The 11,721-nt window shown below is 43.2% G+C and carries 11 protein-coding genes; 7 read left to right on the forward strand and 4 right to left on the reverse strand.

Going from position 1 to position 11,721, the window contains the following annotated elements:
- Positions 1–45: 45 nt before the first annotated feature.
- Complete coding sequence (locus ACFVSW_RS05755) at positions 46–660, forward strand: transposase (RefSeq protein WP_387313328.1); 615 nt, start codon at positions 46–48, stop codon at positions 658–660.
- Positions 645–2,132, forward strand: a complete 1,488-nt coding sequence (locus ACFVSW_RS05760) for a YifB family Mg chelatase-like AAA ATPase (RefSeq protein ID WP_387313331.1) — start codon at positions 645–647, stop codon at positions 2,130–2,132. The genes ACFVSW_RS05755 and ACFVSW_RS05760 overlap by 16 nt, the downstream gene beginning before the upstream one ends.
- Before the next feature lie 21 nt (positions 2,133–2,153).
- On the opposite strand, the gene ACFVSW_RS05765 is transcribed toward ACFVSW_RS05760, so the two are convergent.
- The 4 genes from ACFVSW_RS05765 to ACFVSW_RS05780 all read right to left on the reverse strand — a co-directional run bounded on the left by ACFVSW_RS05765 (position 2,154) and on the right by ACFVSW_RS05780 (position 6,915).
- Positions 2,154–2,729: a glycerol-3-phosphate acyltransferase gene (locus ACFVSW_RS05765; protein WP_387313334.1), complete on the reverse strand. Its 576-nt coding sequence runs from the start codon at positions 2,727–2,729 to the stop codon at positions 2,154–2,156.
- 146 nt (positions 2,730–2,875) lie between these two features.
- Entirely contained in the window at positions 2,876–3,802 is a 927-nt protein-coding gene (gene tagU, locus ACFVSW_RS05770) for a polyisoprenyl-teichoic acid--peptidoglycan teichoic acid transferase TagU (protein ID WP_387313337.1), read from the reverse strand.
- A 261-nt stretch (positions 3,803–4,063) separates the two neighbouring features.
- Positions 4,064–5,590 carry a S1C family serine protease gene (locus tag ACFVSW_RS05775; protein ID WP_387313340.1) on the reverse strand — a complete coding sequence of 509 codons (1,527 nt, stop codon included), beginning with the start codon at positions 5,588–5,590 and terminating at the stop codon, positions 4,064–4,066.
- Positions 5,591–5,823: 233 nt separating this feature from the next.
- Positions 5,824–6,915, reverse strand: coding sequence for an N-acetylmuramoyl-L-alanine amidase (locus ACFVSW_RS05780; RefSeq protein ID WP_387313343.1), 1,092 nt, complete (start codon positions 6,913–6,915; stop codon positions 5,824–5,826).
- Between the two features lie 206 nt (positions 6,916–7,121).
- Here ACFVSW_RS05780 and ACFVSW_RS05785 point away from each other — a divergent pair, with 206 nt between their 5' ends.
- The 5 genes from ACFVSW_RS05785 (at position 7,122) to ACFVSW_RS05805 (ending at position 11,615) form a co-directional block, all read left to right on the forward strand.
- Positions 7,122–7,562 carry a hypothetical protein gene (locus tag ACFVSW_RS05785; protein WP_387313346.1) on the forward strand — a complete coding sequence of 147 codons (441 nt, stop codon included), beginning with the start codon at positions 7,122–7,124 and terminating at the stop codon, positions 7,560–7,562.
- Between the two features lie 279 nt (positions 7,563–7,841).
- On the forward strand, positions 7,842–8,999 hold the full coding sequence (wecB, locus tag ACFVSW_RS05790) for a non-hydrolyzing UDP-N-acetylglucosamine 2-epimerase (RefSeq protein WP_387313443.1): 1,158 nt from the start codon (positions 7,842–7,844) through the stop codon (positions 8,997–8,999).
- A gap of 18 nt (positions 9,000–9,017) precedes the next feature.
- The gene (gene gloA2, locus ACFVSW_RS05795; RefSeq protein WP_387313349.1) at positions 9,018–9,404 is read left to right on the forward strand and encodes an SMU1112c/YaeR family gloxylase I-like metalloprotein; all 387 of its coding nucleotides are present in this window, start codon (positions 9,018–9,020) and stop codon (positions 9,402–9,404) included.
- Between the two features lie 376 nt (positions 9,405–9,780).
- Complete coding sequence (locus ACFVSW_RS05800; protein WP_387313352.1) at positions 9,781–10,440, forward strand: 5-bromo-4-chloroindolyl phosphate hydrolysis family protein; 660 nt, start codon at positions 9,781–9,783, stop codon at positions 10,438–10,440.
- Positions 10,437–11,615, forward strand: a complete 1,179-nt coding sequence (locus ACFVSW_RS05805) for a toxic anion resistance protein (RefSeq protein ID WP_387313355.1) — start codon at positions 10,437–10,439, stop codon at positions 11,613–11,615. The genes ACFVSW_RS05800 and ACFVSW_RS05805 overlap by 4 nt, the downstream gene beginning before the upstream one ends.
- Positions 11,616–11,721: the final 106 nt, after the last annotated feature.

The raw sequence follows: 11,721 nt of genomic DNA on the forward strand, positions 1-11,721 counted from the left end.
TCCAATCACCTGCCAATTCACTAATTTAATAAGGAGTGTTTGCAAATGGCCCGCAAGGTTCGTACTTGGTTTCAAGGTGCGAAGTATCATGTTACAAGTCGAGGAATTAGGAAAAGCCCACTTTTTTTCGAAGATGAAGATTATCAGAAGTACCTCAAATTGTTGGAAGAAACAAGAGACCGTTACCCATTTATTCTCCACACCTACTGCTTAATGACCAATCACACCCATCTGCAGCTTGAAACACTGGAAACCCCGCTTAGTATCATCATGAAAAACCTCAACACGAAATATGCCAAGTATATCAACAAAAAATACGATTTCTCGGGACATGTGTTTGAAAAACGCTATGGGGCCGAGCTCCTTAATTCAGCGGAATATGAGATTGATGTCAGCAAATATATTCATTTAAACCCGGTTGCGGCCGGGATGGCGGCGGCTCCTGAAGATTACCGTTGGAGCAGCTACCGCGCCTATGTCAGCGGCGAAAGCGAAGAAATCCCGCTACTAAACACCGAGACACTGCTTGCCTATTTTCCCCATCCTCCCCAGCACCACTATAAGCGCTATATGAAGACCATTATAATGGATAAATCCTATTGGAAGGATGGAAAAATCTATATCATGGACAGGGAGGGCCAGCCATGTGGGCAAAGGTGATCAGTATCGGTTTAAAGGGAATGGAAGGCTATCGGGTAAATGTCGAAGTGGGTTCCTATGTAGGAAACGATTTTTTTAAAATCGTCGGGCTGCCGGATGCGGCTGTGAAGGAATCGAAGGAGCGGATTATTACGGCACTTCGTTCTTTAGGCTACACCTTGTCAGGTCAAAAAATTACCATCAATCTGTCGCCTGCGGATCAAAAAAAGATGGGGCCGATGTTTGACCTGCCAATGGCCATCGCGGTGCTGCTAAGCCTGCATGAACTGGAGGCAGTTATCCCGGAAGATACCGCTTTTGTCGGGGCCCTATCTTTGGATGGTTCCATCCAGCCTGTCGAAGGTCTTCTGCCTGCGGTGCTGGCGGCCAAAAAGCTGGGAATCAAAAAGCTCTATATGCCATTGGATAAAAAATTACCGACGCTCGAACTTGAGCCGCTGGAAATTATCTATGTAGCTTCTTTACAGGATGTCATCGGGCATCTATCGGGTCAGTGGCGTCCCCCTTTTTTTAAAAAGCAAGAAGAGTACGAGAATCAGGATAGCTTTGATTATATCGATTTTCGGCAGATTATTGGTCATTGTGATGCTAAACATGCCTTAGAAATTGCAGCGGCAGGGGAGCACCATGTCTTACTGACAGGACCTCCTGGCTGCGGAAAAAGTTTGCTAGCGGGAAGTTTCCCCTCCATTTTACCCGCGTTGAAGAAAGAAGCACATCTTGAGGTGCTTAGCTTGTACCAATTGAGCCGGAACGCATGTCCCCATTCAATAACGCCTCCATACCGGAATCCTCACCATTCCGCTTCCGGAGTGTCGATCATCGGCGGCGGCCAATACCCGAAACCAGGTGAAATATCGTTAGCCCATCACGGCGTTTTATTTCTTGATGAAATTGGGGAATTTTCGAAAAAGACGTTAGACATGCTCCGGCAGCCATTAGAAGACGGATTAATCACAATTAGCCGCACCAACGCGACGGTTACTTATCCCGCTTCCTTTATTCTTCTGGCAGCAATGAATCCGTGCCCTTGCGGCTATTCGGGCTCAAATTCTCATTATTGTACTTGTACACCCAAACAGATTACCTCCTATCAAAACAGACTTTCGGGCCCGTTAAGAGATCGGTTTGATATAAACCTTTCGCTCGCACCCATTGATTTTAATACGGCTGCAGCGACGGATAATTCTGAACTGGTGCGGGGGAGAGTGGAGGAGGCGCGGAATAGACAATATGATCGCTATGGAAGTGAGGTTTGCAATGGCCGGGTCCCTTTTGAAATCCTCATGAAAAGGAGTCCGTTGCGCGATGAACAACAAAGGCAGCTTCAGCGACTATCGCTAAAGAAGGGCTGGAGCAACCGCACCCAAATCAAGATCATCCGTCTTGCTCGGACGATCGCCGACCTGCAAGCAAGACCAGCCATCAGCGACGAACATATTAGCGAGGCAATCAAGCTGAATACAGTGTGAATGCTTTTTATTTTAAAAAAATCAGCCCTTTTGTCCACGGCTTTTCAGCCTTTCCTTGATATTTTCAGAATGTGCTAGAAAAATAACGGCAATTAGGACCGATTCAATTACACATGTTAACCACTGATAGTGCTTAAAGAATAGAAAGATAGGAATAAATAAGAACGCCCCTAGACCTGAGAAGGTGAAGCTTTTTGTAAAAGGATAAAGGGCGAAAAATGCCAGCAAAATGACGGCAATCAGGAGCGGTTCGAAGCAAATCATTCCGCCAATAAAGGTGGAAATCCCTTTCCCGCCCTTGAATTTCAATGCAGCTGGTTTAATATGGCCTAGAATCGCCATCCCAAGGCCAATCAATTGAACATACTCAGGTAAATGAAGGTAGCGGGCTATGAGAATCACGCTTATCCCCTTTAAGGCGTCGCCTAGGAAAATGATGGCGAACGCCTTTTTTCCATGAAGGCGGCCGGCATTCCTCGCACCGACATTGCCGCTTCCATGAAGCCGAATATCCTTATGGTGCAGAACTTTAATGACAAGATAGCCAAACATGATATTGCCAATTAAATAGGAAAAGACAAGATACAACCAAATCACTGGGATCACAACCTATCAAAATATTGAGAAACTGGGGATGAAAAAAGTCTAATCTCGGTTCCTCTCGATATTCCCGTTCTAATTTTTCCAAAATAGTCCTAAACTTTGATTTCAATTGATTTTTGACAGGATTCGCGAAACGAAATTTATTGCAGTTCTAATTGTTTCTTAAGTTCCGTTCGGATTCTTTGCTTTTCTTCCTCTGAGACCAGGCCGTAGTAAATTTTATTGATCATTTTGCCGGTTTCGTTTATTTCCAATTGCTGAATGTTCTTTCCGGCGTCCCGATAATTTTTTTGAATATCCATGATCTGATCGAAAGTAAGATTTGTTTTAATATTTTTTCCAAGGGCTGTAAAGATATCGGAGAATTTCGTTAAGGTTGACACGCTGGTTCCTTCATTAATGATTGCTTGAATGATTTGCCGCTGTCTTAATTGGCGCCCAAAATCGCCCCGCGGGTCATTATAGCGCATTCGAGCAAAGCTAAGAGCCTGATCCCCGTTCAGAGCAATTTCTCCTTTTGCAAAATGGAAGCCATTTTCGGTGAAATCCAGGTCATTCTGGACTTTTACACCGCCAACAGCGTTGACAATATCCTCAAATCCCTCCATGTTAATCTGGATATAATAGTCGATTGGAATATCGAGAAAATTTTCAACCGTGTCCATCGACATCGGCACCCCGCCAAAAGCATAGGCATGATTGATTTTATCATCCTTGCCCTTACCAATAATTTCTGTTCGGGTATCACGCGGTATACTCAACATTTTTACAGAATTATTGTTCGGATTTACAGCCAGGACAATCATCGTGTCTGACCGCCCTATGTCACCTTCTCGTTCATCAACACCAAGCATTAGAACGGAAAATGGATCCTTTTTTTCAAAGACTACAGGTTTCTCACGTTTAACGGAAATTTCCCGTTCGAGTGGTTGATGCATCGTAACCACTGCCTTTTTAAAAGAATGATAGACGGTGTAACCATATGCCCCTCCAGCAATCAACAGTACTAAAAGGATAATTCCGGATACTCTTAGCCATTTTCTCGATTTCTTCTTCTGAGTTCTCATCTGATTAACCCCCAAAAAGTTTGAATGAATTATAGGGTGTCAGGCACCGCTCTCGGACAGTCGTTGAGGGTGGCAGAAATCAATGCGGACCTGGTTCTTGGTGAATGATAGTTTCGATGATAATTATTATATTTGACAGACGGAACCAGTTTCCCTGCTTGTTTAATAGGGTAGGCAGGCGATTCCTTATGATTCAAAAAAAAGTGCCTTCACCCTATGGGTGTCAGGCACCAATCCAATCTTTTCAATCAACTGCGCTTATTATTCTCCTTTTTCTTCTTTCTTTTGTTTTTTCTGATGTTCTTGAAGGGCGAGCAGGAGGTCTTGGATATCGATTTTTCCATCTTTGGTTAGATCGGATAAGGTGTTTTCGGAAACAGGCGGCCCAGCAGGTGTCGTCGGTGGAACTGTAGGATCAACAGGTGCTGCCGGAGCTGTTGGAGCCGCATGTGCAACAGGTTGTACAGGAGTTGTAGGTGCTGCAGGATTAACAGGAGCTGCAGGTGCTGCAGGTGCTGTTGGCACAACAGGAGCCACAGGCGCCGGGGCCGGATTTGTGTTCCCTGCCGCCGCAGCTGGCTGTTTCGGCCTAAAGGCAAAGGTGAACACTAGTAAAATAATAACCAGCAATCCAGATACACCGTCAACGATGTAGAAAATGGTGGTGTAGTCCGACCATAACACTTTGCTGCTGCTCATCTTTTTCTCAGAATTAGCGATATATTGTTTTATTTCGGAATGATTCGAATAGATTCGTTGGACCGCTTCAAATTTTGCCAGGGCATGTTTATAATAGCCGCCCCAATATAAATCCAAGCCTTCTTTAAAAAGTTTATCTGTATCGCTCTTGAAATTTTTTACACCCGCTTGATTTACAAATTCTTTCACGGTATTCACAGGCACAGCGAAATTAAAGCCCTGGACCTCTTGGCCATTGACGGTGTCGCCTCTAAAGGTTAATAGTCCAATGATCTGCCCTTTTTCATTGATGACCGGCCCGCCGCTATTTCCGTGTGTGGCTGCCGCATTAATTTGAATGACCGGGCTTCCTTGTTCCGTCTTTTTCGAAGTAGCGGAAATTTGTCCCGCGGTCATCGAAGAAACGAGAGATGAATCAGGTGATAGGAGATCAGAATCCCCCGCTGCCGGATAGCCACTCACCCAAATATTGTCTTGGTTTTGGATGTCGTCTGAATCGCCAAGTGGAATGGTCGGCAGATTCTTTCCTTCAATTTTAACCACTGCAACATCTTTGCCTTCGTTAATAGGGGCTCCATAGCTTTTAATCTCCCCATCAAGGATATCGCCGCCCGGTAAAATGACCTTTGTAGCTTTTTTGATATCAGAGTATTGCGTATAGGAGACCAAATAATCATATGCCACTTGATAATCTTCCTTGAAATAGTCGGCCATTATCGCCACTAATTGCTTAAAGGCTTCATTTGCTATATCCTCGTCTTTCATCTTTGCAAATTCGACGACGTGGGCATTGGTGACAATATAGCCATTAGAGCTGATGATTGCTCCGGATCCAGAGCCGCCAATAATCGTCTGATTCTTTAGCTGATTAAAAACAGCCTTGACATCAGGGTTGTTGTCGTTAAACTGCCATTGGACAACGGCGTAGTCGACAATGCGGACGACGGCTGGCTTTGTATATTCAGCCAGCCTCTGTGCTGACGATATGTTTCCTGTAGCTGGCTTAATATTTATTAGGAAAAAGGAGGTAACCATCACTGCAATGAGCAGCAAACTTATAGGAATGGTAAACAAGGCCCTCTTCTTCAAAATACAATTCACCTCTTAAATTGAATATTTAAAACACACCATGCAATATATTCTAAATTATCAGAAAAATAAGATTGTACAGAAACAAATATTTAAGCGAGGGTGTTTTGGGTGTCAATTGGATGTCACATTTTTGGGTGTCACATTTTGGGTGTCAGGCACCGCTCGTGGACATTTGTCCGCCTAGGGTGGACAGTGGGGGGCGGAATGGCAGAAGGAAAGAGGCCCGTCTTTTAGGAAACGGGCCCATCTTGATTATTGTTTGTATTTTCGCTGGTAGAAGGGGGATTATCTCCATCACCATTTCCACTAGTATTCCCACCAGGAAGATTTGCTTCATCATTTCCACCAGGAGGATTCCCTTCAACATTCCTACCAGTATTATCACCAGAATTCCCACCCACTGGAGGAACTGCTTCTTCTTCTATTAACGCTCCATCTTTGCCAAAGTTATATGGCTTTCCGCTAATTGTCTGCTTCCCTGATACCATCGACCCGTCAGGATCAAGGTAATACCATTTATCCTTGTCCTTAATCCAGCCAATTGCCATCTCCCCGTTTTCCTTCAAGAAATACCACTTGGATTTATATTTTACCCAGCCTGTGACCATGGCACCGTTGCTAGCCAGGTAATACCATTTATCCCTCACCTTTACCCAGCCGGACATCATGGCTCCATTGCTATCAAGAAAATACCACTTGTTCTCATCCTTCACCCAGCCCGTTTGCATCACACCATTGGAATCAAGAAAATACCACTTACTCTTCACCTTCACCCAGCCTGTTTGTTTAATGCTGTTTTTAAAAAAGAACCACTGTGCATCCTTTTGCACCCAGCCATCCTTGATGACCTGAGCCTGACAGCGTTTAATAAAACTGTTCCATCGAGGAAGTAAATTTTTTGGGCAGTTCTTATCCGTCCAATGCTTATGAGGAACAATATGATCAATCGCTATGCTATACCGGTTCATTAAATATTGGACGACTTCGACTGTATTGGAAACCGTCTGCTCATAGTTGGCATCTGCATTCACGCACATTTCGATATGAATCGACGTTCGATTGCCAGGGCCGTTTCTGCCGTCGCCGGCGGCCCAAGCGACCTCATCAAATGGGATTGACTGGATGATTTCGTGATCATCGATTTGCAAATGCCATGATGCTGTCCGGTCATTGCCGCGCTGCTGCAAACGAGCATGGGCCGCTGCATCCGCACCCGAACCGGTATTATCGGTTTCATGAATCGTAATGAATTTTGGTACCAATGCTAGCCCCGGACGAGTGGTAGTGTTGGAAACAGGAATCAGTCGTTGAATAATGTTCATGCCTTATCCTCTCCTTTATATATTATTTATGCAAAAAGGGAGCATTTGGTCAGGGCTTAGGCTTGATTTCGGTCCCAACACCTAAATTTTACAAGTGAAAAAGTTCGAATAGAATAATTGCAGGAAAAATCTGATAAAATGGAGAAATAAGACTAATGGGCGAAAACACAATCTAAATTTTTAAAAAAAGGGGAGATCAATCGGCAATGAAAAAGTTCATAATGGTTTTGATGACAGTATTGGTGTTTACGGGTTGCAGCAAAGCAGGAAAACACGCAAACTTCACTGTCATATCCCAGTCTGAAATAGAAAAGAGTGTATCGATAAAAGAAGTAGAATTCGATACAGATAAAATAAACTATCTTTATTCTCCATTTAACGAAGGGGATTTAGAAAATGGGTTATATAAGTTTAATACTGACGGAAATACAAGTTATGTATTATTTAATTCAAAAGGCGTAAAGTATTCAAACATATCATTTGCTATACAGGATAATGTGCTAAAGATTACGTATGATTCAGAGGTAGATGAAGGTTTAGAAATGCGGTCCTTTTTTATTATCAGCAAGAAGAATGAAAATGATTTTGATACAATAATTTTAGAAAATAATGGTAAGTGGGATCATTTTAATACTGTTTACTTATAATGGCTCTGTAATACTTGGCTGTTGATTTCCGTTCCAATCAACTTAGTTATAAATCAACAATGACCTCTAACACAGCCTATAATAAAAGCTCTAGTTGAGGTTTCGTTCTTGTTATTGCTTTTCCCTTCATTGGTTATTTGTTATTATGTTAGTGTGCTTAAACGGTTGTTAGTTTTTCAAAAATGCTTGTCAAATCGGAGCATAGGAAACACATACGGTCGATAATTTTTCAATTATGCCGACGAATTGTATGTAGATAACGTTCTTTGGGGGTTTTTTATAGTGAAGCAATTAAAGGTAATGACAGTGTTCGGAACTAGGCCGGAAGCGATTAAAATGGCACCGCTTGTCAAAGAATTAGAGAAATATCCTGATAAAATAAAATCGATTGTCACGGTTACAGCACAACACCGCGAAATGCTTGACCAGGTCTTGAATATTTTCGAAATTATACCAGATTACGACTTAAATATAATGAAGGAAAGACAATCCTTGATAGATGTAACAACACGCTGCTTAGAGGGACTTAACCAGGTTTTGGCGGAAGTAAAGCCGGATATCGTCTTGGTTCATGGCGATACGTCGACAACCTTCGTGGCGAGCCTGGCTGCCTTTTATCATCAAATCCCAATTGGGCATGTTGAGGCGGGTCTTCGTACACATAACAAATATTCGCCATACCCTGAGGAAATGAACCGCCAGCTGACGGGTGTCTTGGCAGATCTTCATTTTTCACCGACAGGCCAATCAAAGCAAAACCTCTTGGTGGAAAATAAACGGGAAGAGGCTATTTTTATCACCGGAAATACGGCGATTGATGCCTTGAACACAACCGTTAAAGCCAATTATTCTCATCCTGTATTAGAAAAGCTTGGGAATGATCGGTTAATTTTAATGACGGCACACCGCCGCGAAAATACCGGAGAACCAATGGAAAACATGTTCCGAGCGATTCGCCGGGTGGTTGAAAAGCATGAAGATGTTCAAGTAGTCTATCCTGTCCACATGAACCCAGTGGTGCGAGAAATCGCCAATCGCGTGCTCGGGGACAACAACCGGATTCAACTTATCGAGCCGTTAGATGTGATTGATTTCCACAACTTTGCTTCAAGAGCTTATTTGATTTTGACCGACTCAGGCGGTGTTCAGGAGGAGGCGCCGTCCTTAGGTGTGCCGGTGCTTGTGTTACGTGACACGACGGAACGCCCCGAGGGGATTGAGGCCGGTACTTTGAAGCTTGCCGGAACCGATGAAGAAACAATCTTTGGTTTGGCAGATGAATTGTTATCTGACAAAGCGGCACATGACCAAATGGCCAAAGCCTCCAATCCATATGGAGACGGTCTCGCCTCCAAACGGATCGTTGAAGCCATCCTCTACCACTTTGCAAAAGACTCGGAAAAACCAGCAGACTTTTTACCGGGCAATGGTAGATAAAAAAAGGCAAGATTATTTATGAAGTTAACGAAAATTCATCATATAGCGATAATCTGTTCTGATTATCAAAAATCAAAGGATTTTTATGTTCGGATTCTTGGGCTGACCCCTGCCCGGGAAGTTTTTCGGGAGGATAGGAATTCCTATAAGCTGGACTTGGAAGTTGGCGGACATTACCAGATTGAGTTATTCTCGTTCCCGGATCCACCAGCAAGGCCAAGCTACCCGGAAGCCGCGGGATTAAGGCATCTGGCCTTTGAAGTGGAAGCCATTGATGAGGCGGTAGCTTATTTAATGGCTCAGCAAATAAAGGTCGAGGCCATCCGCGTGGACCCGTTAACGAACAAAAAATTCACCTTCTTCGCTGACCCTGATGGGCTTCCAATCGAACTTTACGAGCAATAATAGAAAACGAAATAAGGAAAAGAAAAAGTATGCTATCATTTTACGGTAGCATACTTTTTTTCTGACTATCACTGATTCTCGCTCTTTTTCTTTCAACTGTCCACTGGAGACGGACAAATGTCCACGAGCGGTGCCTGACACCATAAACAACACCAAACTATTAAAAACCCCATAAAACAACCCCGGTGACAATAAAATACGTCTTAGGTCGTAGGTATCTTTCCGTTTATGGTCTATGGCAGGCAGGATTTTTTTCGTGTATTGTTGAAGTAGTTAATGGAAATAACTTTCTTTTGTTATAATCCTTCAATGGAGTGAAACCTTTAATTGCGTTCCTTCGTATGAATACTATCGATTAATAGTCAGGAGTCGATTTATGATGAACCCTTTTCTTTCGTTTATTGTCCGCTCGTTTGTGGCCTTTCCGATAACAATCATCACATGGCTGATATGCCTTATTCCTGTAGGGCTGACTTTTTGGCAGTCAACAGGTTATGCCATCCTTGCCGGGGTCCTTACCCATGTAGTCCTATCGATTTTCATGAACAGCCGTTTTTTATCTAAGCACCAGCTTTCAAGAAAAGAATACCGCTACATTAGGAAGAATCTAGTCGAGGCGAAACGAAAAATCAGCCGCATGAACAAGAGTATTTTTAAGATACGTGATATTTCTTCTGTAAAACAAAGAATTGACATACATCGGATTACTAAAAAAATCCACAAAATGACCATGAAGGAGCCGAAGCGTTTTTATAAAGCCGAAGAATTTTACTTTTCTCATTTAGATTCAGTCGTCGAGCTCACGGAAAAATACAGCTTCTTATCTTCACAGCCAAAACAAAACGCCGAGATAGGGCAATCCCTTATCGAAACGCGCAGAACATTAAACGAATTATCAAAAGTGTTGGAAGAGGATTTATACCATGTAATCTCCGATGATGTTGATACTTTAAATTTTGAAATAGATGTCGCAAAATATACCCTTAAGCAGAAAAAGGATTCCAAATTTCCCGAAGAGAATAGGTGGCTTAAATGAGCGAAAACAACCCAATCCAATCAAATAAAACAGGCAATTTATTAGATGATATTCTTGCCAACCCGTTTGGTGATCAACTTGAACTTAGCAAAAATCCAGTTCAACAAACAAATGAGGTCAAGCCAGTAAAGTTAATTGATGTCCTTCCTGAAGAAAACCGGGCAAAGGCCTACCAGCTCGCCGAACAAATTGATCCAACCAACCATCAGGCGATGATTCTATACGGCACCCAGGCGCAAGGGAAGCTGTTATCCTTCTCGCATGCGATGCTTGAGCATGTGCAGAAACAGGATGTTGGCGAAATCGGAGAGATCATCAGTGATTTAATGAAGCGGCTTGATGAGGTGAATCCAGACGAACTGAAGGATGGGAAGCCATCCTTATTTGCCCGTATGTTTGGAAAAATTTCCGGAACACTACAGGAAGTCCTTTCCAAATATCAAAAAACGGGAGCACAAATCGACCGCATAAGCGTGAAACTGGACCGGAGTAAAAATGTTCTTTTATCCGATATCAAATTGCTTGAACAGCTTTATGAAACGAATAAGGAATATTTCCATGCCCTGAATGTCTATATTGCCGCTGGGGAAATCAAGCTTGAAGAAATGCAGGAAAAAACGATCCCGCTAATGAAAAGGGCGGCGGAAGCAGCCAATGATCAGATGAAGTTCCAAGAAGTCAACGATATGATTCAATTTGCCGACCGTTTAGACAAGCGTCTCCATGATTTGAAATTAAGCCGGGAAATCACGATTCAAAGTGCACCGCAAATCCGCTTGATTCAAAACACGAACCAAGCGCTTGTTGAGAAAATTCAATCGTCCATCATGACGGCGATTCCATTATGGAAAAATCAAGTGGCGATTGCCTTAACCTTAATCCGCCAGCGCCATGCCGTCGAGGCACAAAAGCAGGTTTCCAAAACAACCAATGAGCTGCTGTTAAAAAATGCAGAAATGCTGAAAACGAATACGATTGAAACCGCGAAGGAAAACGAGCGCGGCCTCGTCGATATTGAAACATTAAAGAAAACGCAAGAAAGCTTAATCTCAACACTAGAAGAAACGATGCGCATTCAAGAAGAAGGACGGCATAAGCGCCGCCTGGCTGAGCAAGAACTAGCCAACATGGAAAACGACCTGCGATTAAAACTATTAGAAATAAAAGGGAAATAGCAAAAAGGGGCCTCGCTGCAAGAAAACTGCAGCGAGGCCCCTTTTTTGATGCCGTTCGTTAAGTGGGTTTAACTTGAGTGTCCACCCCAGGAGGACATTTGTCCAC

The organism is Neobacillus sp. NPDC058068 (assembly GCF_042885335.1).
In the GTDB taxonomy this organism is placed as follows: Bacteria; Bacillota; Bacilli; order Bacillales; family Cytobacillaceae; genus Neobacillus.

Bases quoted from the DNA above. Each gene is read 5' to 3' on its own strand.
- gloA2 (WP_387313349.1), top strand. From the start codon at position 9,018: ATGAAGTTAACGAAAATTCATCATATAGCGATAATCTGTTCTGATTAT.
- ACFVSW_RS05785 (WP_387313346.1), top strand. From the start codon at position 7,122: ATGAAAAAGTTCATAATGGTTTTGATGACAGTATTGGTGTTTACGGGT.
- ACFVSW_RS05780 (WP_387313343.1), bottom strand. From the start codon at position 6,915: ATGAACATTATTCAACGACTGATTCCTGTTTCCAACACTACCACTCGT.
- tagU (WP_387313337.1), bottom strand. From the start codon at position 3,802: ATGAGAACTCAGAAGAAGAAATCGAGAAAATGGCTAAGAGTATCCGGA.
- ACFVSW_RS05800 (WP_387313352.1), top strand. From the start codon at position 9,781: ATGATGAACCCTTTTCTTTCGTTTATTGTCCGCTCGTTTGTGGCCTTT.
- ACFVSW_RS05805 (WP_387313355.1), top strand. From the start codon at position 10,437: ATGAGCGAAAACAACCCAATCCAATCAAATAAAACAGGCAATTTATTA.
- ACFVSW_RS05755 (WP_387313328.1), top strand. From the start codon at position 46: ATGGCCCGCAAGGTTCGTACTTGGTTTCAAGGTGCGAAGTATCATGTT.
- ACFVSW_RS05760 (WP_387313331.1), top strand. From the start codon at position 645: ATGTGGGCAAAGGTGATCAGTATCGGTTTAAAGGGAATGGAAGGCTAT.